This is a genomic window from Nocardiopsis alba (genome assembly GCF_000710955.1).
Classification (GTDB): domain Bacteria; phylum Actinomycetota; class Actinomycetes; order Streptosporangiales; family Streptosporangiaceae; genus Nocardiopsis; species Nocardiopsis alba.
In genome coordinates this window covers 297800-322801 of record NZ_BAZE01000005.1, presented here as the reverse complement: position 1 = coordinate 322801, position 25002 = coordinate 297800, and the positions used below count along the sequence as shown (strand labels likewise).

Sequence of the window (25002 nt, the reverse complement as noted above, 5' to 3'; positions counted from 1 at the left end):
AATCTCCCCCACCGGGCCGGAACGCCCCGATGACCCCCGAGGTTCCACACCTCCCATGACGAGCGAACGATTGTGAGCGGCTGTGCCTTTCGCCACGGAGATCCGTCCCCGGCCGGGGACCCTCGCCGAATCCACCGCGGACCTGCTGGTCCTCCCCGTTCTCACGGGAGGGGAAGGCCCCGAGGCGGCCGAGGGTGTCGCCGACGGCGGACTGACATCGGCCCTTCCGGCCCCGCTCACCGAGCTGTTCGCTCACTATTCGCTCACCGGAGCACCCGGTGAGCTCTCCCGGTTCCCGGTGTCCCGGGACGGGGGCCTGGTCGGTCTGGCCCTTCTCGGAGTCGGTTCGGGCAGCCCCGCCGACCTCCGGAAGGCCGGCGCCGTCCTCGCCCGGGCCGCTCGGGGCGACGGACGTGTGGCCCTGGCCTGGCCCGGCGCCGACGGTGAGGCCGCGACGGCCTTCGCCGAGGGTGCCCTCCTGGCCTCCTACACGTTCACGATGAAGTCCGAGCCGGTTCCCGAGGACCGGCGCCCCGCCGAACGGATCGAGGTGGTCGGCGCCACCGACGCCGTCGCCGAGGCCCTGACCCGGGGCGCTCGCCTGGCCGAGGCCACGGCCCTGGCCCGGGACCTGATCAACACCCCCTCCCTGACCAAGGACCCGGAGTGGATGGCCTCCCGGGCCCGGGAGGTGGCCGAGAAGGCGGAGCTCTCCGTCCGGGTCTGGGACGAGAAGGACCTTCAGGACGAGGGGTTCGGCGCGATCCTCGCCGTCGGTCAGGGTTCGTCCCGCGCCTCGCGTCTGGTGCGCTTGACCTACACCCCGGAGAACCCCGTCGGGCACGTGGTCCTGGCGGGCAAGGGCATCATCTTCGACACCGGCGGTCTCTCGCTCAAGCCGAACGAGAACATGTCGCTGATGAAGACCGACATGAGCGGCTCGGCGATCGTCCTGGCGGTCCTCTCGGCCCTGCGGGACCTGGGTGTTCGGACCAAGGTCACCGGTCTGCTGGCGCTGGCGGAGAACTCCATCTCCGGCGACGCCACCCGTATCGGCGACGTGCTGACCACCTACACGGGCAAGACCGTCGAGGTGCTCAACTCCGACGCCGAGGGACGTCTGGTCCTGGCCGACGCCCTGGGCTACGCCTCCTCCGAGCTGGAGCCGGATCTGCTGGTGGATGTGGCCACCCTGACCGGCGCGGCCAAGGTGGCGCTGGGCACCGGCATGGGCGCCCTGTACAGCAACGACGACGAGGTCGCGGCGGAGCTGACGAAGGCGGCCGACGCCGCGGGCGAGCCGCTGTGGCGGATGCCGCTCACCGAGGAGTACGTGCCCACGACCGAGTCCCGGGTGGCCGACCTGGCCAACATCGGGACACGTCGTGAACTCGGCCCGGCCGGGGCGACCGACGCCGCGCTGTTCCTCCGCGAGTTCACCGGCGGGCTGCCCTGGGCCCACCTGGACATCGCGGGTCCGGGCCGTTCCATGAAGGAGAGCGGTCTGCTGAGCAAGGGCGGGACCGCCTTCACCACGCGGACCCTGCTGCGCTGGCTCGCCGAGCGCTGACGGACGTTCTCTCGCGGGGTCCGGACGATCACATCGTCCGGACCCCGTTCCCGTGCGCGGGGAGAGAGGCGTTCAGGGGCGGATTGCGGCCAGGAGGCCCTCGCCCACGGGCACCAGCAAGGGGATGAAGTCCTCGTCCTCCCGCATGCGACGCATCACCTCGCGGATCGCGATCTCCGCCGGGTCCGGCACGCGCAGGGGGCCGTCGGGCTCACCCGAGGTCACCAGCATGTTGTTGAAGACCACCACCCCGCCCGGCCGCAGCAGGCGCAGCGCCTCCTCCAGATAGGAGGGGTAGGAGACCGGGTCGGCGTCGATCGAGACCATGTCGTATCCGCCGTCGGTGAGCCTGGGCAGCACCTCCAACGCGACCCCGCGGATCAACCGGGCCCGCCCGGCGCCGAAACCCGCGCGGCCGAAGGCCGAACGCGCGTAGTCCTGGTAGGCGGCGTTGACGTCCACCGTGGTCAGGATCCCGTCCGGCGCCATACCCCGGAGCAGCCAGATCCCCGAGGTGCCGCAGCCGGTGCCGACCTCCACCACCGAACGCGCGCCGATCGCGGCGGTCAGGAATCTCAGCGCGGCCCCGGTGGCGGCGTCCACCGGGGGCGCGGCCGAGCGGACCCCGGCGTCGTAGGCGTCGGCCAGAGGGCCGTCCCCCATGGCGTTCTCCTCGAACCTCTCCTGCTCGGTCCGGACCCACGTCGTGCGTGCGACGCTCTCTTCAGCGCTGATGACGGCCTCCCATGCCCAGTTTCACGAAGGGGGCGTGCGTTCTGACCGGGGGATCGTCACCCACCGTAGAATGGCGGTAGCGGCCAGGTAGTCTCCCTGGTCGAAAGCCTAGCCTGATCCGGCCCGAAACTCCGAGCGTGGCGGCGGGAACTTAAACGGCGTCTCCCGACGTTGAATCGGGATGAAAGTACGTTGATCGTCACGAAGCAACTCCCCCCAGAGCAGCCCTCGATCGGTCGTTCAGCGGGATGAAGGGAGCAGCGGTGCCAGAGACCGGCCCTGCCGTCGCGTTCGAGGAGTGGGAGCCGCCGAGCTGGGAAGAGGTCGTCCGGGTCCACTCGCCCCGGGTCTACCGCCTGGCCTATCGGCTCACCGGCAACAAGCACGACGCGGAGGACCTCACCCAGGAGGTCTTCATCAGGGTGTTCCGTTCCCTCGCCAACTACACCCCCGGCACCTTCGAGGGATGGCTGCACCGCATCACCACCAACCTCTTCCTGGACATGGCCCGACGCAAGGCCAGGATCCGGTTCGAGGGGCTGGCCGACAACGCCGACGAGCGTCTCGAGGGCCGTGAGCCCTCGCCCGCCCAGCGTTACGACGACCGGCACTTCGACGCCGACATCCAGGGAGCGTTGGACGCCCTCCCCGCCGAGTTCCGGGCCCCCGTCGTGCTGTGCGACATCGAAGGGCTCTCCTACGAGGAGATCGCCGCGACGCTCGACGTCAAGCTCGGCACGGTTCGCAGTCGTATCCACCGGGGCCGCGCCCAGCTACGGCGCGCGCTCGAACACCGGCGCTCTCTCGCGGCCGAGGAACGGGCCCGCGACGGAGCGAACGTGATCAACGGGGAGGCGGAGTGAGCATGGACCACCTCGGAGAGCGCCTGTCCGCGCTCATCGACGGGGAACTGGGCGCCGCCGAACACGAACGCGCCCTCATCCACCTGGCCAAGTGCGAGTCGTGCCGGTTCGAGGCCGACATGATGCGCCGGCTCAAACGCCGCCTCACCGGGCTCGGCGAACCCGAACCCGACATGGACTTCATGGGCCGGCTCATGGCCCGCCCCGGGGGCGAGAGTCCCTGGGACCGAGGCCCCTCCGGCGGTCTCGGAGGGCGCGGACCACAGGAACCTCCGGGCGGCGGCCCTTTCGGCTCCAGCCCACCACTGGGATCCTCCCGGCCCCTCGGCGGGTTCCCGGGGGGTGGGCCGCCGATGCCGAACGGCCCGGGTCCCGCCCGGGGACCCGAGGCCTTCTCGGAGGCCGCCCCGGCGGTGAAGGGCACGGTGGTCGAGAAAGAACAGGGGACACGTCGCGAACAGCCGCGGACCCGACCCGAACGCCACGTTCCGCCGCGCACCGCACGACAGGGCGAGGGCTTCTCCGGCCTGCTGCCCTCCTTCTCCGGCGGGCGCTACGCCGTCGCGGGTCTGGCGGTGGCCACGACCCTGCTGGGAAGCGCGTTCATCGCGGGCGGTGACGGCTCCGACGACACCCCGGTGGTCGAACCCCGTCTGTCCGACTACGCGATCGAACACGCGGTGACCAGCCGGCAGATACCCGTGGTCGACCCCGGTCCGGCCACCTCCCACCCGGTCCGGCCGGTGGGCGACCGACAGCCTTCGTTCGACCCCGAGGTCCCCTCGGAGTCGACGGAAACGACCCGGTGAGGGTCTGGGGAACCTCCTCCGGCTCCGAATCCGGTCCCGTCACCGTCATCCTCCTCTTGGCGCTGTGCGTCCTGCTGCTCACCGCCGGCGCGCACCCCGCGCCCACGGCCGTCCCCGCCAAGGGCGAGGACGACGGCATGCCCGTGTTGCGCGACGCCGCCGACGCCGAAGGGGAGGTCGCCTATACCGCGGTCCGCGAACTCCGAGGCCCGGAGGGCGCACTGCGGGACGGGCTCGACGTGCGGGTGGTCAACCGGCCGGGGGAGGGACTGGCGATGTCCCCGACGGGCACGGAGGAGGGAGCCTTCGTCGTGCGCGACTCCTCGGACCTGGACACCCTCGACGAGCGTCTTCTCGCCATGCTGGAGGAGACCTACATGGTCACCGACGTGGGCGTGGACGCGATCGGCGGGCGACGGGCACGTCTGGTCGAGGCCCGCCGGTCCGACTCCACCGTCGCCGGACGCTTCTGGGTGGACTCCGAGACCGCCCTGCTCCTGGGGCGCGTGGTCTACGACCGGGCGGAGGAGGTGGCCTTCAGCAGCCGCCTCACCGACCTGCGCTTCGACACCGAGGGGTGGCCCGAGAACGCCGAGGGGGGCTCGCCCTGGGGCGACGACCTCGACCACGGCGAACGGAACAGGCTGCGCGACGCGGGCTGGGAGCTGCCCGAGTACCTCACCTGGAACCTTCGATTGGTGGACGCCCGATCCACCGACCACGGGGGCGAGCGGGTCGTCCACACGATCTATTCGGATGGTCTGTCCCAGATCTCCGTCTTCAGTCAGCGTGGCAAGCTGGGGGAGGCACATCCCTCCACAGATCGGAACGGATACGCCGGAACCGGTACGGGGGGAGAAGGCGTCACAAGGGGACACGAGACGATCTTCGGCGGTGGCGTGGGCCAGTACCAGAGCATGTGGCAGGCGGACGGCTTCGTCTACACGGTCCTGGCCGACGCCCCCGCGGGCCTGGCCTCATCGGCGGTGACGGCGTTGCCCGGTCCGGAGGAGTCCTCCGGGTTCTGGCCCAGGGTCCGGAGAGGTCTGTCCCGGCTGGGTCTGGTGTAGGACCCGCCCGGTCGGTGGAGCGTGTGCCGAGCCGAAAGCCAACCGACGTACGGAGCAGGTCTTTGAGTCAGGAGAACGACCGTTCGGAACCCTCTGAGGGCCGAGGCACCCCGCCTCCGCCCCCGCCGAACGGCGGACCGTCCCGACCGGCCGTGCCGCCGCCCGTGGACCCCGCACGGGCACCCGGAGACCGTCCTCAGGGACGGCCGGGCGAGTGGAACGAGCCGCGTCGACCACCGGGGGGAGAGCCGTTCCCGGGCGGCCCGCCACGACCGGCGCCACAGGCCCCCCAGGGGAGGGGGCCCGCCCCGAACGAACCGGGTGGACGTCCCGGTCACGTAGGGGCCTGGCCGCAGAACGGTGGGAACCCCCCACAGCGCCCGCCGAACCCTGCGGCGCCCCCCGCGGAGAACCGATCCGGCGCCCCCGGGCCGGGGCCGAGCGGCTCGGCCCCGCCCGCCATGGCAGCCCCCGGAGGCTCCACCGGCCCCGGTCACTTCGCCGTCCCGCCGATGGAACACGGCGCCGCACCCCCCGGCACGCCCCCCGAACGCCGCCGACGCGGGGTGCCGGTGTGGGCGGCGCTCACCGGCGCGCTCCTGGTCGCCGTCCTGGCGGGTGGCGCGGGCGGTGTCGCCGGAACGATGCTCTCCTCGGCGGACGGAGGCGCGACCGACTCCGACCAGGACGGGCCGGTCATGAACGAGCCCCCGCCCGAAGCCCCCGAACGGGCACCGGACACCGTCGCGGGCGTGGCCCAGCGGGTCAGCCCCAGCGTGGTCTCCCTGCGCAGCGCCGACCCGCGTGTGGGCGGCGGAGGCTCGGGGTTCGTCATCGAAGGCGACTACGTGGTGACCAACGATCACGTCTCCTCCGTACTGGAGGACGACGGGATCGTGATCGACTACAGCGACGGCAGCAGCACCGGGGCCGAGGTGGTGGGCTCCGACCCCAGCTCCGACCTGGCCGTCCTGGAACTGGACGACCCCAGTGACGTGGAACCCCTGGAGTTCGGGAACTCGGACGAGGCGATCGTCGGTGACGAGGTCATCGCGATCGGGGCTCCGCTGGGTCTGGCCGGGACCGTCACCCAGGGCATCATCAGCGCCCTGGACCGTCCGGTCAGCCCGGACGAGGGGGACACCCAGTTCTTCGCGATCCAGACGGACGCGGCGATCAACCCCGGCAACTCGGGTGGGCCGCTGGTCGACATGCAGGGGCGGGTCATCGGGGTCAACTCGATGATCTACAGCATGGGAGGTGGAGCCTTCGGAGAGCAGCCCACCGGCAGCATCGGTCTGGGCTTCGCGATCCCCTCGACCGAGGCGGAGAGCGTCATCGGCCGGATGATCGACCACGGAGAGACCGCCTACGCCGACCTCGGCGTCACCTACGACCAGGAGAGCCCGGTCGTGGGAGCGGTGATCTCCGACGAGGACGACGCCATCGAACGCGGCGGCCCCGCCGACGAGGCCGGTCTGGAACCGGGGGACGTGATCGTCTCCTTCGACGGCCGTCGGGTCAACTCCCACGGCGAGCTCCAGGCGATGGTCCGCGACAAGAACCCCGGCGAAGAGGTCGAGCTGGGCTACGAGCGCGACGGTGACCGCACCACCGTCACCGTGACGCTGGGCTCCGAGGACTGACCCTCCTCGGACACGACGACGGCCCCGAACCGGACGGTTCGGGGCCGTTCGCGTCTTCCGATCGACCCGGAGGCCGGCCTCAGCGACCGGCGGGGGAGATGCCGAGCTGCATCCCCGCCAGACCGCGCGGCTTGCTGACCAGCTTCTCGGCGATCTCGGTGATCACCTTGGAGGCCTCGGCGTCCGGCGTGCTCAGGACCAGGGGCTCGCCCTCGTCACCGCCTTCGCGAAGGCGGGTGTCCAGCGGCACCTGGCCCAGCAGCGGGATCTCCGCGCCGAGGGTCTTGGTCAGGGTGTCGGCGACCTGGCGGCCACCGCCCTGGCCGAACAGGTAGACGGGCTCGGCGCCCGCGTCCGGCTTGTAGTACGACATGTTCTCGATGACACCGGCGATGCGCTGGTGCGTCTGGGCGGTGATGGCGCCCGCGCGCTCGGCGACCTCGGCGGCGGCCTGCTGCGGCGTGGTGACCACCAGGAGCTCGGCCCCGGGCAGCAGCTGCGCCACGGAGATGGCGATGTCACCCGTGCCGGGGGGCAGGTCCATCAGCAGGACGTCCAGGTCGCCCCAGAAGACGTCCGAGAGGAACTGCTGGAGGGCGCGGTGCAGCATCGGGCCGCGCCACACCACCGGCTGGTTGCCCTGGGTGAACATCCCCACCGAGATGACCTTGATGTCGTGCGCGGTGGGCGGCAGGATCATGTCCTCGACCTTGGTCGGGAAGTCCGACGCGCCCAGCATGCGCGGCACCGAGTGACCGTAGATGTCGGCGTCGACGACACCGACCTTGTGCCCTTGGGCGGCCAGCGCCGCGGCGAGGTTGACGGTCACCGACGACTTGCCGACACCACCCTTGCCCGAGGCGACGGCGTAGACCTTGGTGAGCGAGCTCGGCTTGGCGAAGGGGATCTCCTTCTCCGCCTGACCGCCGCGGAGCTTGGTCTGGAGCTCCTTGCGCTGCTCGTCGCTCATCACGTCGAGTTCGACCTTGACGGAGGTGACGCCGGCGACCTCGGTCACCGCGGCCGTCACGTCCTTTTCGATACGCCCCTTCATCGGGCAGCCCGCGACCGTGAGGTAGATACCCACGTGCACGGCACCGTCGTCGGCGATGTCGACGCTCTTGACCATGCCGAGGTCGGTGATGGGGCGGCGGATCTCCGGGTCTTGCACCGTGGCCAGGGCTTTGTTTACCTGCTCGGTGGTTGGTGTGGAGGACATGTACTCAATCGTAGGTCAGCGGGACGGGGTACGAGGCCTGTGGTGTCACCCCAGGTCCACCCCTTCCAACGGAAGGGCGGTTCGTCGCTATTCCGGCCCGGTCGCCGCCTTTCCCCACACCCGGCTCCACACCGTGACCGGCCGATAACGGCGTGGCCTTAACGCAGGCGATACATGCCCGGATAGTAGCCTCGGCCGCACGATGGGAAATGTGCCGCCACCGCCTGGTTCGTCCTGGCCCACCGCGCCCGAGGGGCCGGATGGGCGGGCTCGTGGTGCGGAGGAACAGCCTCGGGAACAGACCTGGGCCTGGCCGCCCGGGGGTGAGCGAAGGACACCGCCGGGCGGCCACCCGGCGTTGACCCCCGCACCGTCGGTGTGGGCCTGGCCACCTCCCCGGCCGGTACGGCGGAGCCGTTTCGCCCGCGCGGAGATCCCCGAGGGTGAGTCCTATCACAGGCTGGCCCGTACGCCACTGTTCCGATGGTGGATCCCGCCACTGGCGATCCTCGTCTTCGCGGTCCTGCTGTCCTTCCTGTGGATCGGCGTCGTCGTCGTGATGACCATCGTCGCGATCCTCGGCGGCGGCGGGCTGGCACCGGACTCGGCCCGGGTCGGTGAGATCGCCGGGCTCGCCTTCGGACTGTCGTCGATGGCCCTGCTCATCCCACTCGCGCTCTTCATAGCCCGCGTGGTGCAGTGGCGCAGCGCCGGCTCCCTGATCTCCGTGGACGGGCGTGTGCCTGCTGATCGCCCTCATGCTCGCCGGAACGTGCGCGGCCCTGGTGCCGATGCTCCCGCTCCACTCCGCCGACGACGCGGCGGTCGAGGCCACCTCGGCCGGCACCCGAGCCGGGGTCCAGGTCCTGCTCGCGGCGCTCACCGTGATCGTCCTCCTCGTACCGCTCCAATCGGCGGCCGAGGAGCTCACGATGCGCGGGCTGGTGATGCAGCTCGTCGGGTCGCTGGGCTCCGAACACGGCGAGGGCGCCTTCTCCAGGGTGATGCGGTCCCCATGGCCGGCGATCCTGGCCGGTGGCACCCTGTTCGCCGCGTTGTACGCCTCCACCCACCCGGGACACGTGTGGACCACGGCCTCCCTCGTGGTGTTCGGCGCGGCCATGTCCTGGCTCACACTGCGCACCGGCGGCCTGGAGGCCGCCATCGGGCTGCACGTGGTCAACAGCCTTTTCCAGTTCACCCGCTGCGCGCTGGAGGGACGCCTGTCCGAAGTGGGCACCGGGGTGGTCATCGGCGCGGGACTGCCGGTGGGGGCCGACACCCCGCTGACACTGCTCCTCACCGTCGCCCAGGTGGGTCTGTACGTCGCCGTCGTCCTGTGGTGCCTGCGCCGCTTCGGACCCGCGACCCGGAGCGCCGTCCACGCCTGAGCCCCGTCTCAGGGCACCCGGCTCTCGGGGGCCTCGGTCGGCTCGGGGTCCTCGGCCCGTCGGGGGAACACCCACGTCCGGTAGGCGAAGAAGCGGAACAGCGTTCCCAGCCCCACGCCCACGACGTTGCCGGCGATGTTGGTCGCCACGGGCCCGTCCAGCCCCAGCACGTGCACGGCGAAGCTCAGACAGCCCACCTGGATGAGCATGCCCACGCCGTTCATGAGCAGGAAGAGGAGGGTCTCTCGACCCAGCCCCGTTCCGGGACGATCACGGAAGGTCCAGAACCTGTTCCCGATGAACGCGACCGCGATCGCGCAGGTGGTGCCGATCACCTGACCCGCGATGAGCGACAGGTCGGTGACGCTCCAGACCAGGTTGGTGATCGCCACCTGCACCACGTAGGCGATGGCGCCGACGGAGCCGAACTTGCCGACCTCGGCCGCCAACGCGGCGATGCGGGGATGCCGGGCGAGGAACTCGCGCACGACCTGCGCCTCCAGTCCTTGGGGGAGCGTGAGGGTGGGCGGGGAGCGGCCCTCGGTGGGTCCGACCGAGGGTCCTAGACTCTCTAACCGGGGCTACGAGGAACACCCCGGCCGCGGGTTCCGAGCCGGAACGGCCAGGTTCCGCCAGGGGCGGGACCGTCCCGCATCCGCGGTTCACGAGCATTGAGTTGAGGAACTGTGAGCGAGCGTAACCGCATCGTCCCCCGCGTGGGAATGGTCGGTGGAGGTCAACTCTCCCGAATGACCCACCAGGCGGGCATCGCCCTGGGGGTGGACTTCTCCGTCCTGGCGGCCCGTCCGAACGACAGCGCGGCCCTGGTCTGCGGTGACGTCACCCTGGGTGACGACCGCGGGCTCGACGACGTCCTGGCCTTCGCCAAGGCCAACGACGTGGTCACCTTCGACCACGAGCACGTGCCCGAACCCGTCCTGCGCGCCGTGGAGGAGGCCGGTGGGCTGCTGCGTCCGGGCCGCGACGCCCTGCGCTTCGCCCAGGACAAGCTCCGCATGCGGACGCGTATGGCGGAACTGGGCGCGCCCTCCCCGCTCTGGCGTGCCGTGACCACCCTCGAACACGTCACCGCCTTCGCCGAGGAGGCCGGCTGGCCGGTCGTGCTCAAGGCCGCGCGCGGCGGTTACGACGGCAAGGGCGTGTGGGTCGTCGCCGACGTCGACGAGGCCCGCGAGGTCGTGGAACGCGCCGCCGCCGAGGACGTGCCGCTGCTGGTGGAGGAGAAGGTCGAGTTCACCCGCGAACTCGCCGTGCAGGTCGCCCGGTCCCCCTACGGCCAGGTGGCGGTCTATCCGGTCGTCGAGACCGTGCAGCGCGGCGGGATCTGCCACGAGGTGATCGCGCCGGCCCCCGGCCTGGACGAGGAGAAGGCCACCCGCGCCCAGCGGCTGGCCATCGAGATCGCGCACGCGCTCGGCGTCACCGGGATGCTCGCCGTGGAGCTGTTCGAGACCGCCGACGGGGTGGTCGTCAACGAACTGGCCATGCGTCCGCACAACTCCGGGCACTGGAGCATCGAGGGCGCCCGTACCTCCCAGTTCGAGCAGCACCTGCGCGCCGTGCTCGATCTGCCGTTGGGCTCCCCCCGCCTCAACGCCCCCTTCACCGTCATGGCCAACCTGCTGGGCGGCGACGACCCCGAGGTCTACCGCCGCTACCTGCACGTCATGGCCAAGGACCCCGAGGTCAAGGTGCACTTCTACGGCAAGGAAGTGCGTCCCGGCCGCAAGATCGGGCATGTCACCGTGATGGGCGACGACCACCAGGACCTGCTGGAGCGCGCCCGCGACGCCGCCGACTATCTGCGAGGAGACCACAAGTGACCGAGAACAGCCCCGTGGTGGGCATCGTGATGGGGTCGGACTCGGACTGGCCGGTGATGCGCGAGGCCGCCGAGGCCCTGCGCGAGTTCGACGTGCCCTTCGAGGCGGACGTGGTCTCGGCGCACCGCATGCCGCACGAGATGATCGCCTACGGCTCCGAGGCCGCCGGTAGGGGCCTGAAGGCGATCATCGCCGGGGCCGGGGGCGCCGCCCACCTGCCCGGCATGCTCGCCTCGGTGACCACGCTCCCGGTGATCGGCGTCCCGGTGCCGCTGAAGTACCTGGACGGGATGGACTCGCTGCTGTCGATCGTGCAGATGCCCGCCGGGGTCCCGGTGGCCACGGTGGCGGTGGGCGCGGCCCGCAACGCCGGCCTGCTCGCGGTGCGCCAGCTGGCCGCCCACGACCCGGAGCTGGCCGAGAGGATGTCCCGCTTCCAGGAGAAGCTCAAGTCCCAGGCGCACGCCAAGGGCGAGCGGCTGCGCCGCGAGGTCTCCGAGGGCGACAAGCCCACCGGCTTCGGCTTCTGAGGGCCAGGAGAAGGCCCCGGCGTCCCTCGTGGACGCCGGGGCCTTCTCCCGTCCCGGGTCAGGGGGTCGGGGGCAGGAGGGCGCGGATCCCGGCCACCGCTTGGTCCACGGTGGGCATGTGCTCGGGGGAGACCAGGTACTGGAGCACGTAGCCGGTGACGATGTTGTAGAGCATGGAGCCCAGGCCCGCCACGGTGTCGGCGTCGAGCTCCTCCGGCGCGACCCCCAGGAGCAGGGCGGCGAGCTCTTCGCGGGCCCCTTCGATCCCGTCGGCCAGGGCGGCGCGCGTCTCGTCGTCGAACTGGACCTGGGCGAAGGCCTGGACGCTGGAGACCATGAGGTCCCGGTGGGCGGGGACGGCCTCGAACAGCGAGGTGAGCACGGCCCTGATCCGCTCCTCGGGGGCGGCCGCGGAGGAGGACTCCCGGACGAGTCGGGTGAGCACGTCGCCCCACTCGCTCGTGGCCTCCAGCACCGCGGTGTTCATCAGTCGGTCCTTGGAACCGAAGTGGTAGCCGATGGACGCCAGGTGGGCGCCCGAGGCGGCCGCGATGTCGCGTGCGGTGGTCTTGCCGTAGCCCTTCTCGGCCAGGCACCTCTTGGCGCCGGCCAGCAGGTCCTCACGTTGGCTCATGCGCCCACCCTAACATTTTGACGTACGTACATATTGACGGTGGATTTTGACGTACGTACGATAAAATCCATGAACACGACCACCGGATCCCCACGAGCGCCCGTCCGCACCCGGATCGGGCTGCTCCTTCTGCTCATCCCGGCACTGCTGGTCTCCATGGACCTGTCGGTGCTCTTCGTCGCGGCCCCCGCCATCGCCCGCGACCTCGAACCCACCGCCGCCCAGTGGCTGTGGATGATGGACGTCTACGGCTTCGTCCTGGCCGGACTCCTGGTCACCATGGGCGCCCTCGGGGACAGGATCGGCCGGCGCCGGCTACTGCTCACCGGTGCCCTGCTGTTCGGGCTCGCCTCGGCCCTGCTCGCCTTCGCCCCCTCCAGCGGGCTCTTCATCATCGGGCGGGCCCTGCTCGGACTGGCCGGGGCGACCCTGGCGCCCTCCACGCTCTCCCTGATCCGGGCGATGTTCACCGACGCCCGACAGCGGGCCGCCGCCGTCGGAGCCTGGACCGTGGCCTTCACCGGAGGGGCCGTCGCCGGACCGATCATCGGTGGCGCGCTGCTGGAGTTCCTTCCCTGGGGCTCGGTCTTCCTGATCAACCTGCCCTTCATGGCCCTGCTGCTCCTGGCCGGCCCCTTCCTCGTCCCCGAATCGCGCGACCCCGCCGGAGCCCGATTCGACCTGCCCGGGGCGCTGCTGTCCCTCATGGCGATCCTCGGCCTGGTCCACGCCGTCAAACGCCTCGTCCAGTACGGGGCCGACCCCCGAGCGATCGGGGCGCTCGCGCTCGGGCTGCTCCTCCTGACCCTGTTCGTCAGGAGACAGCGCCGTGTCGAACATCCGCTCATCGACCTGTCGCTGTTCGCCCGCCCCGCCTTCGGGGCCGCAGTCACGGGCAACGCGGTCGTCTCCTTCGCCGCCGCCGGCATGGGGCTGCTGACCTTCACGTTCCTCCAGAGCGTGCACGGGCTCGGCCCGCTGCACGCGGCCCTGTGGGCGCTGCCGACCTTCCTCGGCACCGTTCTGGGGGCGACCGTCTCAGGAGCGCTCTCCTCACGGGTCCGGCCCGCGCCGATCATGGCGGCCGGCCTGGCCCTGGGCGCGGGAGGGTTCGCCGTGATCGCCCTGGTCCGGCCGGACACGGCGCTGCCGATCTTCGTCGGCGGATACACGCTGATCACCCTCGGCGCTGGAATGGTGGGCGCCCTGGCCAACACCCTCGTGCTGGCCACCGCGCCGCCGGAACGCGCCGGGGCCGCCGCCGGTATCTCGGAGACCGGCACCGAGCTCGGCGCGGCGCTGGGCGTCGCCGCCCTCGGCACGATCTCCCTCACCGCCTACCGGAACGGGATGTCGGGGGTCGACGGGCCGGCGGGGGAGACCGTCACCGGGGCCGTGGACACGGCGCCGGGGCTACCGGCCGCGGAGGCCGAGCGTCTCCTGGAAGGAGCCTTCGCCGCCTTCACCCACGGGGTGAACACCGCCGCGTTGGCCTGTGTCGCCCTCCTGGGAGCGTTGTCCCTCGTGGTCCTGGTCGCCCTGCGGCGCCTGCCCGCCGGAACCGAGGCCCCCGAGCGGATCGACGCCTGACCCCGATCTCCCCGCCTCGAAGGGGGAGTTCACGGGGACGTCGGCTCGCGCTCCTCCGGCCACGCGTCCTCGACGTACGACCGGACGAGCGCGGCGTGGGAGAGCGGGCTGGAAGGATCGGAGACGTCGCCGTTGGTGGTGTGGTCCAGGAGCACGACCTCCTCCTTCGCGCGCAGCCGCTCCACCAGGTCGGCGACCCGGTGTTCGAGGACCCACCGGTAGACGGGCAGGTAGATCAGGCGCCGCGCCGCCTCGTAGGGGAGCAGTCGATCTCCACGCGGACCGGCGCGGTGCCCCAGGACGGGCCCGTACCGGCGCACCGTCCGCTTCAGCCCCCTCATCGTCGTCACGTCGAACCTGGACGGATCGACGTCCGAGCCCTCGAAGACCTTGAGGCCCTGCCAGATCCCCTCCACGGAGGCGCCGGTCAGGTCCTCTTCGAAGGGGATCGGGATCCCGCCGTGCGGGAAGAACGGGCTCAGCCGCACCCACGGTTCCGGAGCCCTGGAGGTCACGTCGATGATCTCCGCCTCCGGGAACGCGGCCGCGAGTGAGGCGGGCGAGCGGCGGCGGGAGGCGACGTGGATCGTCATGGGGAGGCCTTCCGTCTCGGCGGCACGGGCTCCGAGTATCCCCCCTGGCACCGACATATCCCCTGGAATCGACCTCGATCGGAGACATCGCGACGCCTTCACGTGGAACGAGACGAGGCGCCCCGGAAGGAGCGCCTCGCCGTCGTCGTGCGGGTACCTCGCCTACTTCGGCGTGAGGACGCAGAACTCGTTGCCCTCGGGGTCGGCCATGACCGTCCACGGCACGTCCTCCTGGCCGACGTTCACGCGCGTCGCGCCCAGCTCGCAGAGCCGGTCGGCCTCCTTCTCCCGGTCGCCGTCCGCGTAGGGGCGAAGGTCGAGGTGGACGCGGTTCACCACGGTCTTCTCCTCCGGGACCCGGAAGAAGTCGACGTAGGGGCCGATCCCGGTGGAGGAACGCATCCTCGCGTAGTCCTCGTTCACCTCGTGCACCGTCCAGTCGGTGGCCGCGTCCCAGAACCGGACCATCGCCTCGGGGTCGCGGCAGTCCACCGCGATCGCGCCGATCGGACCGGTGCCCTCGTAAGGGGCGTCCGGCGCGAGGACGCAGAACTCGTTGCCCTCGGGGTCGGCGAGGACGACCCACGAGCTGTCGCCCTGGCCGATGTCGACCGGTGTGGCGCCGAGCGCCTTCAGCCGCCGTACCGTCTCCGCCTGGTGCTCCGAGGAACGCGAGGTCAGGTCGATGTGGACGCGGTTCTTGACCGTCTTCGGGTCCTCGACGGGCACGAGGTCGATGACGAGGTCGCTCGGGTTCGGGTAGTCGAAGCCCGCCGGTTCGAGGTTGATCTCCCCGGGGCTGCTGTCGTCGAACTCCCAGCCGACGGCCTCGGCCCAGAAGCGTCCGAGTCGTGGCGCGTCCAGGGCCTTGATATTGACCTGTACGAAGCGGAGGGTCATGCCGTCCTTTCGAGGATCGTCCGGGCCCGAAGGCGTCCGAAGAGGATCCGTCCGTCACCGCGTGACGATGAGCGTGGTGCGTGCGGGTCGACAGTGGCAGGGGGACTCGGGCATCGCAACGGATTTTCGTGACCGGATCCGGTCGTCACCGCGTGACGACGACCAGAAGGGCGGCCCACTCGTGGGCGGGGAAGACGAGGTGCCCCGCGACCGGACGCTCACTGTCGCGGACGGCGGCGCCCGCGGGGAACTCGGCGACCTCGACGCACTCCTGCCGGGTGGTGCTGTACGAGGACTTGTGGAAGACGAGGGACGGGTGCTCGGCCATGACGTGCCTCCTGGGGGATGCTTCTCGACCTCTCCGACAAGGATCCCACCCCTGGGCGCCCGGTGTCAGGGATTCCGTCACAAGGCCCGCACGGCCCCTCGGCCGGCTCCGGGCCCGCCTGCGGAGGAACGTGTCATCCACCGGGCGGCGCGGGGTGAGGACCCCGGTGCGCCGGAGTCCTCCCCGCGAACCGTCTAGGCGGCGAACTCCTCGGGGAAGAGGCACTCCGAGGTGGACCGCTGCTCCAGGTAGCGCCACTCCAGCAGGTCGTTGACGGGCACGTAGCCCTCTCCGCCGGCCTCGGGGACCTGCTCGGCGGGGACGAGGAGCTGTTCTCCGCCGCCGGGCTGCTCGAAGTGCGGCGCGATCGGCCCCACCAGCGCGGTGACGGGGCGGACGACCTCGTAGCAGTTGTAGTTGTGCTCGGGTCCGTCCGGCCAGGTGTTGAGCGAGTCCGGGGGCAGCGCCCGCTCGGCGTAGGAGGCTCCGGCCGGCGCGAGGAAGGTCCCCCACGGGGAGCCGAAGCGGTCCAGCATCCACCCCTCCGGCAGTTTCCGCAGTTCCTGGACGGGTTTGCCGTCCTCCACCACGAAGCCGTCGTGCTCGGGGTAGTCCCAGCCGTCCTCGGTGGCCCAGCGGTCCAGGAACTCGACGGGGGTCAGGCCGCCGAGCCGGTCGTATCCCTCGACCAGTTCGCCGACCGGCCCGTCGGCGGGCAGTTCCCTCGGCCCCAAGCGTCGGTCGCCGCACAGGTAGCGGTCCCGGTCCTCCTCGGTGGGCGGCGGGTCCAGAGCGGGGCATCCGGCCTCGGGCACCAGGGGCGTGACGGGTGCGAGGGGCGGGGAGGGGACGGCCTCCGCGGCCAGGACGGGGGAGGCGCTCGAGATCAGGGCCAGGGCGGTGAGGGCCGCCGCGCGGAAGGTCGGCATCGGTCTCCGTTCGATCCTTGAACACGGTGTGTTCCGCGAGAACTACAGAGAGAAGTCAACCATGGTGCGAGGCTCTGAACATGGGAAACGGCCGCCCCCGTACGGGAGCGGCCGTTCCTTCGGCTCGAACGGCGGTGGTGCCTACTGGCGGCCCAGGGCCCGGTAGGTCCAGCCGGAGGCGCGCCAGTACGTCGGGTCCAGCGCGTTGCGGCCGTCGACGATCCGCTTCTGGGCGACGACCTCGGCCAGCTCCTCGGGGTTGGCCTCGCGGAACTCGGTCCACTCGGTGAGCAGCAGGACCACGTCCGCGTCGCGGGCGGCCTCCAGCATGGAGTCGGCGTAGTTGAGCTCCGGGTGCGCCTCCCGGGCCCGCTCCAGGGCCTGCGGGTCGTACACGGTCACCCGGGCGCCCAAGGAGGCGATGGTCGAGGCCACGTCCAGGGCGGGCGAGTCCCGGATGTCGTCGGAGTTGGGTTTGAACGCCGCGCCCAGCACCGTCACGGTGCGGCCGGCGAAGTTGCCGCCGATCAGCTGGCGGGCGATGTCGATGGTGCGGGCCCGGCGACGCTGGTTGATCGCGTCCACCTCGCGCAGGAACGACAGGGCGGGCTCCACGCCCAGCTCGTCGGCGCGGGCCATGAAGGCGCGGATGTCCTTGGGGAGGCAGCCGCCGCCGAAGCCGAGCCCGGGGCCGAGGAACTTGCCGCCGATCCGGTCGTCGTAGGACAGGGCCTCGGCGAGCTGGATCACGTCGGCGCCGGCCACCTCGGAGACCTCGGCCATCGCGTTGATGAAGGAGATCTTCGTGGCCAGGAACGCGTTGGCGGAGACCTTGACCAGTTCGGCGGTCTGGAGGTCGGTGACCAGGAACGGGGTTCCTGCGTCGACCTGTCGCTGCCACAGGGCGCGGACGGCCTTCTCCACCCGGGGGGAGTCCGTGCCGATCACGATGCGGTTGGGGCGCAGGGTGTCCTCCACCCCGAAGCCCTCACGGAGGAACTCGGGGCTCCAGCCCAGCTCGGCCTCCTCGCCGACCGGGGCGAGGGCGCTCAGGCGCGCGGCCAGGGTCGCGGCGGTGCCCACCGGGACGGTGGAGCGGCCCACGACCACGGCCGGTCGGGTCAGGTGCGGGGCGAGGGACTCCACGGCCGCGTTGACGTACTTGAGGTCGGCGGCGCCGCTCTCGTCGCGCTGGGGGGTGCCGACGCAGATCAGGTGGAGGTCGGCGAACTCGGCGGCCTCGGCGAAGCTGGTGGTGAACCGGAGTCGACCGGCCTCCAGCCCGGAGGTCAGGAGCTCGTCGAGACCGGGTTCGTAGAAGGGGACGCGACCGGAGCGGAGCGTTTCGATCTTGGCCTCGTCGACGTCCAGTCCCAGGACCTCGAAACCCATTTCGGCCAGACAGGCGGCGGTGGTGGCGCCGAGATAGCCGGTCCCGATGACGGTGACCCGCCTGCTTTCCGCTTCGACCACTGGTGTTCCTTCCTCGCTTCCGCACGCGCCTCGTACTGAGTCTTCCCGCTCATGACGGCTGACATCCCGCACGAGGGCAGAAAACGGACATGGTACGGCCGATGGGGGTGCCCAAGAGGGACGGTGCATCACCCTACGCTCAAGGGCGTGGCGCCCGACCCAACAACACGTGAACAGTCAGGCGCACAGGTTACCGGTGGGTGGGAGGCCGTCCGCACGGGGGATCCGCGGAGCCGTGAAGCCCGGGGGACGGCGGGTCAACGGCGGTCGTCGTCGAGGATCCGGGTGTGTTCGGAGTCATCGTCCAGCGGGGTCCACACGGCCCCGCTGCCTCCACGCCGGAACGGGGTCGTGGTCTTGTTCGGGTCGTCGAGGCCGCGCCGGGGCGAGGCGGGCGGCGGGACGTCGGGGACGGTGTCGCCGACCGGGCCTCCGTCGTTCCAGGGGCCGCCGTCGGAGACCTCCGGGCCGGACCCGTCGGCCTCCTCCATCGGGGCGGAACGGTACCGGTCGCGGTTGGCGGAGGCGACCACCCTGGTGCCGGGCAGGGGTCCGAGGTCGTCGGCGGCGCGCCACCGCGTGGGCAGGAAGGCCGATCCGGCGAGCAGGACGCCCAAGGGCAGGGCGACGACGAGCCCCGTCCCGTTCGGGTAGAGGAAACTGGCGTCGTTGAGCCAGCTCAGCGCGGAGTCCAGGCTCTCCCGGGAGAGGACCGGCCACAGGCACAGGGCGCTCAGCAGCACCCCGGAGGAGGCCGCGACCATCGGCGATCGTCGCGAGGCCACCAGATAGGCGCCCAGGCCTCCCAGGAGGCACAACACCACCACGGACGAGACCGTCGCGAAGCCCACGTCACCCTCGACGATCCGCGGGAACGTCTCGGACGACCAGGCGAGCCCCACCCACAACACGGGGGCCAAGGCGATGCCGGCGAGCAGGCCGAGCAGGTGGCGGAGCACTCTGTCCCTTTCTCTCCAGGGCCTTCCACGGCCCTTGTCCAGGCTATGCGCAGATGTTGTCCCGAGCGGTGGTGGTGTCGGGGGCGGACGGCGCGGCCTCCGGCTCGGCCCCGGCCTGAGCGGTGGGGGCCGTGGGCGCCTCGAAGGTCGTGTAGTCGAACCCGATCACCACCTGGAGGCCCTCGTCCAGGGTCCCGTCCTCGACCGTCTCCGAACCGGGGAGCGTGCCGGAGACGTACTCGGCGAGCGCCTCCTCTCCGGGCCCGTACCTGACCTCGGTCCGCTCCACGCTCCGGTCGGTCCAGTTCTCGGCCGGGTCGGTCACGTTGAAACCGGCCGTGGTGAAGCTGTCGTCGAGCCGGGCGCCCAGACCCGGGGTGGCGGTGCCGTTGAACACCCGCAGGCCGACGTCGGCCGGGACCGGCTCGTCGTCCTTCCCGCCGTCGTCCTCGGCCTCGGGCTCGGGGGCCTCCAACGGTCGGTCGGCGTTGATGGCGGCGAACATCTCCCGGGCGGCGGGTTCGTCCCACAGCAGGGCCACGTCGCCGCGCGGGGTCCAGTGGTCCATGTCCGAGATCGGCACCTGGGCGAAGGTGACGTCCTTCAGGTCCAGGTCGCGCATCTGATAGGCGAGGTCGTTGATGGCGCTGGTGGTCAGCCCCTCGTCCACGGTCACCGAGGACAGGGAGCTGTCGAGGAAGGCGGTGAGCTTCCCGGGATCGGACAGGGTCTGCGAGCTCATCGCCTTGTCGAGCATGGCCGAGAGCACCTGCTGCTGACGGTCGATCCGGTCCAGGTCGCCGCGGGCGGTGGCCCGGGTCCGGGCGAAGGCCAGCGCCTCGACCCCGTCGACCTGGTGCGTTCCGGCCTCCATGTCCAACTGCGCCTTGGGGTCCTGGATCGCCTCGGGCAGGCACACCTCGATGCCGTCCAAGGCGTCCACCACGTCGACGAAGCCGTTGAAGTCCACCTCGACGTAGTGGTCGACGCGCACGTCGGTGACCGATTCCACGGTCTGGACCGCGAGCCCCGGCCCTCCGTAGGCGTACGCGGCGTTGATCTTGTCTTCGCCCTCACCGGGGATGTTCACCCACAGGTCGCGGGGGAGGCCCACCACGGTGAGGTGATCGCGTTCGTGGTTGAGGCGCACCAGCATCATGGAGTCGGAGCGCTGCCCCGGGGTGGAGCCGACGCTGAGCGCGTTCTGGTCCTCGGTGCTCATCTCGTCGCGGCTGTCGGAGCCGATGACGAGGAAGGTGAGCCCACCGGTCTCGTCGGGACGGTCGCCGTCGCTCAGTCCGCCGAACACGTCGAAGCGGTTGATCGACCCCGACATCCATCCGGTGATCGCCCAGGAGGTGCCCGAGGCCAACAGGACCAGTACGGACAGTACGCTCATCAGCAACAGACCGTTGCGGCGACGGCGGACCCCGGCGCCGGGTACGGTGATCCGCCCCGAACGCGCGGAACGTCCCGGCTCCTCCGGGGGTAGGGGCGTGGACCTTTCGCGTCGGAACTCGCCCTTTGGTCCGTGCCGTCCGGCGTCGTCGCTCATCGGCATCCCCGTCCCACCCGTTCCACGGTGTCCTCGGTACCTAAGGTTGTCACCCGATCCGCCGAAGGGCGCGGGATGTCGACCATCGGCGTGTTGTGCTCCCCGGCGTCCTCATCAAGGTCGGACGCGTCGGAAGGCGAAAACGTTCTCCGGGGGGTCGCACGTCTCGGAACATCTGCCCCGGGGGGTAGGGCTCCACACCCCGCCGGACGGATGAGCGGCGGCGCGGTGTGCAGTACGGTTGACGGCGCGTAGATCCCCCCGTACGCCGTCCCGCCATGTTCTGACCCTGGGAAGTGCCCGTGTCCTGGCCGCCTGTCTCCGTCGTCATGCCCGTACTGAACGAAGAGCGCCACCTCGCCTCGGCGGTGGAGCACGTCCTCGCCCAGGAGTACCCGGGCGAGCTGGAGGTCGTGCTGGGCGTCGGTCCCTCCGAGGACCGCACCAGGGAGGTCGCCGACGGTCTGGCCGCGGCCGATCCCCGGGTCAAGGTGGTGGACAACCCCACGGGGAAGACCCCGGCGGGCCTGAACGCCGCCATCGGCGCCTCCTCGCACGACATCGTCGCCCGTATCGACGGTCACGCGATGATGCCCTCCGACTACCTCAAGGTGGCGGTGGAGACCCTGGAGGAGACGGGCGCGGACAACGTCGGCGGCATCATGGCGGCCGAGGGCACCACCCCGTGGGAGAAGGCCGTCGCGGCCGCCATGACCTCCAAGGTGGGCGTGGGCAACGCCCGTTTCCACACCGGTGGTGAGGGCGGCCCGGCCGACACCGTCTACCTCGGCGTCTTCCGGCGTTCGGCCCTGGAGCGCGTGGGCGGCTACGACGAGGCCTTCCTGCGGGCGCAGGACTGGGAGATGAACCACCGCATCCGCACCACCGGCGGCACGGTCTGGTTCCAGCCGAGGATGCGCGTCTCCTACCGTCCCCGACGCAACATGCGGCTGCTCGGGAAGCAGTACTTCCACTACGGCCGCTGGCGGCGTGTGGTCGCCCGCCAGCACAAGGGCACCATCAACCTGCGCTACCTGGCACCACCGGTGGCCGTGGCCGGGATCGTCGCCGGTCTCCTCGGCGGGTTCCTGTTCTGGCCGCTGTGGCTGGTCCCGGCGGCCTACCTGGCCTTGATCACCGTGGCCTCGGTTCCGCTGATCCGGGGGCTGCCGGTCTCGTCCTGGCCGCTCGTCCCGGCCGCGCTGGCGACCATGCACATGTCGTGGGGCGTCGGTTTCATCACCAGCCCGCCCGGCCTGGGCGCCGATTCGCGGACCGCGCAGGCCGCCGGTTCCTGACGAGACCGGGCGGCGAGGCCCTACCCGTAAGGGTTCTCACCCTCCCGTGGATTCTCCGCTTCTGCTAGTCAAGAGAGCGGAGACGACCGGAGAGGACGATATGGACGAGTTGCGCGGGGACCAGGCGTCATGGGCGTTCGACAGTGAGATCGTTCGTGTGCGCTTCGAGACGAAGGGCTGGTTCAAGAGCCCCCTGTTCAAACTCCTGGGGACCCTCGACCTTCCGGTCGGGGCGATCCGGGAGATCGACTTCCGGCCGGGCGCGGGTCGTAAGAAGGGGTGGGTCCTCCAGCTGCGGCTGCACGACCGCATGGACCCCTACGCCGCCGTCGGCGCCATGCTCGACGAGAAGTACCAGCCCTTCCGGTTGACCGGCCCAGCCAAGACCGAGCTGGTGGCCGAGTACCTGGTCGACCAGCTCCGATTCGCCGCCGAGCAGGCCGGCCCTCCCGACCCGGCCACCGTGCTCTCCCTGGTGCCGTCGACGCCTCTGCACGTCCTCACCTCGGAGGGCACCGCCCGCTTCGAGGCCGATCGGCTGTCCCTGGTGTGGTCCGGTACCTACGCGAGCGGCTACAAGAAGAAGAAACAGCGTCGTGAGTTCGAGCTCTCGGAGATCGCCCACATGGAGTGGGCCCCGGTCGACGAGTGGGGTTGGGGCTTCGTCCGGGTGGTGACCCGCGGCCGCGTCGCCGACGCCAAGCCCAAGAACGACCTCAACGTGCTGCGCGCGGGCGAGGAGGGCAACGAGATCCAGCAGGCCTTCCTGCTGGCCGCCACCGTCACCGCGCACCAGTGGGCCCGCGACGTGCGGCCCCGCCCGGCCCTGGGCTCCGGTGGGACGGAGGCCGAGGAGGAGACGAAGCCCGGATTCGACGACCCCGAATGGTGGAAGGAGACCGCCCGCAACGCGGTCGACGTCCTGCGCGGTCCTCGGATCTCCTTCCATCTCCCCGGTTCCGGAGGCCGGGGCGCCACCGTGGAGGAGGACGGGGACGAGGCCGCCATCACGGCGGGAGAGGGTACGGACCCGGCCCCGGAACGGGGGACCGGGGCCGACACCGCGTGGATCTTCGAGCAGATCGAACGCCTCGGCGACCTGCACGCCAAGGGGCTGCTCACCGACGAGGAGTTCGGGACCAAGAAGGCCGAACTCCTCGACCGGATCTAGCGGAGGGCGGCCACCGTTCCGGGGACGTCGTCCACCACGACCGCGTCCATCCCGGCCTCCGCGAACCGCGCCGAGACCTCCGGGTCCGGGCACCAGGAGATGATCTCCAGCCCGGCCCGGTGCGCGATCTCCACGGTGTACTCCAGCGGGCGGCGCCCGGGTACGGGGCCCTCCACGCCTGTGTCCAGCGCACGGGAGTCCACCGCGACCACCGGGCAGCCCAGCCCCACTGCGCCGGGGATCGCCGAGTCCGCCGGGTTGCGCACGAAGGGCATCCAGGCGGTCGGGACCCCGGGGGCGCCCTCGTGGACGGCGACCAGCAGCCCGGGGTCGAAAGAGCAGACGAACGTGCGCCGGCGGTCGGCCTCCCGGCGCAGGAAGGGCATCAGCAGCGCGGCGGTCCGTCGCGCCGGAGCGTCGACGGCGTCCTCCATCACCGTCTTGACGTCCACGTCCAGGCCGATGTGGTCGGGAACGACCTCAAGACCCTCCTCCAGCCCGATCAGTCCGGCCCGTCGGCACTCCGCGAGATCCAGGTCCACGATCGCGCGTCCGTCGTCCAGAGCGGCGTTGTGATGGAGCACGAGCGCGTCGTCGGCGGTCCGCCGTACGTCGATCTCGACCCAGTCGGCTCCGGAGCGCACGGCCGCCTCGAAGGAGGCCGCGGTGTTCTCCACCGCGCCGTCCACCACGCCCCGGCCGGCGCCCCGATGGCCGATCACCTCGGTCGCCTCGAACACCCCGCTCACGAGACCCCCTCCGCGATCGCGTTCCCGGACGCGTCGTGGGCACGTCGACGACGCAGCAGGGTCTCGGCGATCTCCACGTCCCCGGGGTTGGTGACCTTGATGTTGTCCTCCTCACCCGGAACGATCCGCACCTCCTCCTCGGGGAGGTAGCGCAACACCACCCCGCAGTCGTCGGTGGCCACCAGATCGGGGTCGGCCATGGCCGCCTCGTAGGCGCGCCGGGCCACCCCGAGCCGGAACCCCTGGGGAGTCTGCATCCGGCGCAGGGACGAACGGTCCGGGGTCTGGGCGATGACCTCGCCGCCGGAGCGTCCCTCGGTCACCCTCACCACGGTGTCGGCGCTGGGCACCGCCACGCCCACGGCCCCGGCCTCGCCCAACGCGGACACGCAGGCGGCGATGGTCCGGGGGAGCACCAGGGGGCGGGCGGCGTCGTGCAGCAGCACCAGATCGTCGTCGGCCGCCGAAGCGACCGCGGTCAGGGCCGCGTAGGAGGTGTCCGTCCGCGTCGCACCGCCCGGGAGGACCCGGCTCACCTTGGCGAACCCGGCGCGCGCGACGATCTCCTCGACCTCGCCCACGTACTCGTCCACCATCAACACCACGATCTCGTCCACCTCGGGCGCGGACTCGAAGGCCGCGATCGAACGCTCGATGATGGTGCGGCCCTCCAGCGAGAGCAGCTGTTTGGGCCTGGGCGCCCCCATCCGGGAACCGACCCCTCCGGCCAGAACCGCCGCGATCACCTGCGGACCTGTGGACATCGTCGCCTCCGTATCGATCGTCGGTCGCCGGCGGCGACCGAACGGGGACACGCCTCTCGTGGGCCGGAGACGACGGGAAGGGGGAGGGGACGACTCTCCGGGAACACGGGCGTGCGAAGGCCGACCCTAACCGAACGGAGGGAGGAGGAGAGGCGTCGGATCGGGGGAGGACGGTATGTGGTTGACACGGTCTGTCCGATGCGGCGGTAACCTATGGACGCCTGTTGGGCGTGCCCGGTCCCCACCTCCTTTCGATTCGGACGTTGGAGCCGGGCGTGGTTCATGACCGCCCCCCGGACTCCGCCGGATCCCCCCGTTCCGGTCCCGGTGAGGGTAGGACCGCGTCGACGGCCGGTGCGCACAGGTGAGTTCGTAGACGCGA

At 71.2% G+C, this 25002-nt stretch carries 23 protein-coding genes and 1 pseudogene; 11 read left to right on the top strand and 13 right to left on the bottom strand.

Annotated elements, in window-relative coordinates; genetic code table 11:
* Window positions 1-82: 82 nt before the first annotated feature.
* The gene (locus TR33_RS12035; RefSeq protein WP_042283156.1) at window positions 83-1570 is read left to right on the top strand and encodes a leucyl aminopeptidase; all 1488 of its coding nucleotides are present in this window, start codon (window positions 83-85) and stop codon (window positions 1568-1570) included.
* Window positions 1571-1642: 72 nt separating this feature from the next.
* Here TR33_RS12035 and TR33_RS12030 read toward each other — a convergent pair whose 3' ends face one another.
* Window positions 1643-2233, bottom strand: a complete 591-nt coding sequence (locus tag TR33_RS12030; protein WP_014909692.1) for an O-methyltransferase — start codon at window positions 2231-2233, stop codon at window positions 1643-1645.
* Between the two features lie 320 nt (window positions 2234-2553).
* Here TR33_RS12030 and sigE point away from each other — a divergent pair, with 320 nt between their 5' ends.
* The 4 genes from sigE (at window position 2554) to TR33_RS12010 (ending at window position 6693) form a co-directional block, all read left to right on the top strand.
* Complete coding sequence (gene sigE, locus TR33_RS12025; RefSeq protein ID WP_042283155.1) at window positions 2554-3168, top strand: RNA polymerase sigma factor SigE; 615 nt, start codon at window positions 2554-2556, stop codon at window positions 3166-3168.
* 2 nt (window positions 3169-3170) lie between these two features.
* Window positions 3171-3977 carry an anti-sigma factor family protein gene (locus TR33_RS12020; protein WP_042283153.1) on the top strand — a complete coding sequence of 269 codons (807 nt, stop codon included), beginning with the start codon at window positions 3171-3173 and terminating at the stop codon, window positions 3975-3977.
* Entirely contained in the window at window positions 3974-5047 is a 1074-nt protein-coding gene (locus TR33_RS12015; protein WP_042283150.1) for a sigma-E factor regulatory protein RseB domain-containing protein, read from the top strand. Before TR33_RS12020 ends, TR33_RS12015 begins: the two co-directional genes overlap by 4 nt.
* A 512-nt stretch (window positions 5048-5559) precedes the next feature.
* Window positions 5560-6693: a S1C family serine protease gene (locus TR33_RS12010; RefSeq protein ID WP_042283149.1), complete on the top strand. Its 1134-nt coding sequence runs from the start codon at window positions 5560-5562 to the stop codon at window positions 6691-6693.
* Window positions 6694-6772: 79 nt separating this feature from the next.
* On the opposite strand, the gene TR33_RS12005 is transcribed toward TR33_RS12010, so the two are convergent.
* The gene (locus TR33_RS12005) at window positions 6773-7912 is read right to left on the bottom strand and encodes an Mrp/NBP35 family ATP-binding protein (protein ID WP_014908528.1); all 1140 of its coding nucleotides are present in this window, start codon (window positions 7910-7912) and stop codon (window positions 6773-6775) included.
* Window positions 7913-8288: 376 nt separating this feature from the next.
* On the opposite strand from TR33_RS12005, the pseudogene TR33_RS12000 reads away from it, so the two are divergent.
* Window positions 8289-9303 (top strand): annotated as a pseudogene (locus TR33_RS12000) (CPBP family intramembrane glutamic endopeptidase).
* A gap of 8 nt (window positions 9304-9311) precedes the next feature.
* Here the strand turns inward: TR33_RS12000 and TR33_RS11995 are convergent.
* Complete coding sequence (locus TR33_RS11995) at window positions 9312-9791, bottom strand: GtrA family protein (RefSeq protein ID WP_042283147.1); 480 nt, start codon at window positions 9789-9791, stop codon at window positions 9312-9314.
* Between the two features lie 198 nt (window positions 9792-9989).
* Between TR33_RS11995 and TR33_RS11990 the strand changes: the two genes are divergently transcribed.
* Together TR33_RS11990 and purE are read left to right on the top strand one after the other, a co-directional pair.
* Window positions 9990-11147 carry a 5-(carboxyamino)imidazole ribonucleotide synthase gene (locus TR33_RS11990; RefSeq protein WP_042283145.1) on the top strand — a complete coding sequence of 386 codons (1158 nt, stop codon included), beginning with the start codon at window positions 9990-9992 and terminating at the stop codon, window positions 11145-11147.
* Window positions 11144-11677 (top strand): 5-(carboxyamino)imidazole ribonucleotide mutase, encoded by a 534-nt coding sequence (gene purE / locus TR33_RS11985; RefSeq protein ID WP_014911560.1) that lies wholly within the window; start codon window positions 11144-11146, stop codon window positions 11675-11677. The genes TR33_RS11990 and purE overlap by 4 nt, the downstream gene beginning before the upstream one ends.
* 58 nt (window positions 11678-11735) lie before the next feature.
* Here purE and TR33_RS11980 read toward each other — a convergent pair whose 3' ends face one another.
* Complete coding sequence (locus TR33_RS11980) at window positions 11736-12311, bottom strand: TetR/AcrR family transcriptional regulator (RefSeq protein WP_042283142.1); 576 nt, start codon at window positions 12309-12311, stop codon at window positions 11736-11738.
* A 69-nt stretch (window positions 12312-12380) separates the two neighbouring features.
* Between TR33_RS11980 and TR33_RS11975 the strand changes: the two genes are divergently transcribed.
* A complete protein-coding gene (locus TR33_RS11975; RefSeq protein ID WP_042283139.1) occupies window positions 12381-13901 on the top strand; it encodes an MFS transporter in 1521 nt (506 codons plus the stop codon).
* A 29-nt stretch (window positions 13902-13930) separates the two neighbouring features.
* Here the strand turns inward: TR33_RS11975 and TR33_RS11970 are convergent, their stop codons facing one another.
* The 7 genes from TR33_RS11970 to TR33_RS11940 form a co-directional block, all read right to left on the bottom strand.
* Window positions 13931-14494 carry a DUF6939 family protein gene (locus tag TR33_RS11970; protein ID WP_042283137.1) on the bottom strand — a complete coding sequence of 188 codons (564 nt, stop codon included), beginning with the start codon at window positions 14492-14494 and terminating at the stop codon, window positions 13931-13933.
* A gap of 162 nt (window positions 14495-14656) precedes the next feature.
* Window positions 14657-15394, bottom strand: coding sequence for a VOC family protein (locus TR33_RS11965; RefSeq protein ID WP_042283135.1), 738 nt, complete (start codon window positions 15392-15394; stop codon window positions 14657-14659).
* Between the two features lie 145 nt (window positions 15395-15539).
* Window positions 15540-15722, bottom strand: a complete 183-nt coding sequence (locus TR33_RS11960) for a DUF397 domain-containing protein (RefSeq protein ID WP_017533445.1) — start codon at window positions 15720-15722, stop codon at window positions 15540-15542.
* 194 nt (window positions 15723-15916) lie between these two features.
* Entirely contained in the window at window positions 15917-16651 is a 735-nt protein-coding gene (locus TR33_RS11955) for a TNT domain-containing protein (RefSeq protein WP_014912149.1), read from the bottom strand.
* A gap of 141 nt (window positions 16652-16792) precedes the next feature.
* Window positions 16793-18124 carry a UDP-glucose dehydrogenase family protein gene (locus TR33_RS11950; protein ID WP_014913087.1) on the bottom strand — a complete coding sequence of 444 codons (1332 nt, stop codon included), beginning with the start codon at window positions 18122-18124 and terminating at the stop codon, window positions 16793-16795.
* Between the two features lie 257 nt (window positions 18125-18381).
* A complete protein-coding gene (locus TR33_RS11945; protein ID WP_042283133.1) occupies window positions 18382-19083 on the bottom strand; it encodes a hypothetical protein in 702 nt (233 codons plus the stop codon).
* 43 nt (window positions 19084-19126) lie between these two features.
* Window positions 19127-20638, bottom strand: coding sequence for an LCP family protein (locus TR33_RS11940; RefSeq protein WP_042283239.1), 1512 nt, complete (start codon window positions 20636-20638; stop codon window positions 19127-19129).
* A 302-nt stretch (window positions 20639-20940) separates the two neighbouring features.
* On the opposite strand from TR33_RS11940, the gene TR33_RS11930 reads away from it, so the two are divergent.
* Complete coding sequence (locus tag TR33_RS11930) at window positions 20941-21936, top strand: glycosyltransferase family 2 protein (RefSeq protein WP_014910779.1); 996 nt, start codon at window positions 20941-20943, stop codon at window positions 21934-21936.
* A gap of 100 nt (window positions 21937-22036) precedes the next feature.
* Complete coding sequence (locus TR33_RS11925; protein ID WP_042283129.1) at window positions 22037-23107, top strand: DUF4429 domain-containing protein; 1071 nt, start codon at window positions 22037-22039, stop codon at window positions 23105-23107.
* Here the strand turns inward: TR33_RS11925 and TR33_RS11920 are convergent.
* Window positions 23104-23856, bottom strand: a complete 753-nt coding sequence (locus TR33_RS11920) for a glycerophosphodiester phosphodiesterase (protein WP_014909055.1) — start codon at window positions 23854-23856, stop codon at window positions 23104-23106. The two genes, TR33_RS11925 and TR33_RS11920, sit on opposite strands and share 4 nt — an antisense overlap.
* Complete coding sequence (locus tag TR33_RS11915; protein WP_042283128.1) at window positions 23853-24620, bottom strand: IspD/TarI family cytidylyltransferase; 768 nt, start codon at window positions 24618-24620, stop codon at window positions 23853-23855. Before TR33_RS11915 ends, TR33_RS11920 begins: the two co-directional genes overlap by 4 nt.
* Between the last annotated feature and the right edge of the window lie 382 nt (window positions 24621-25002).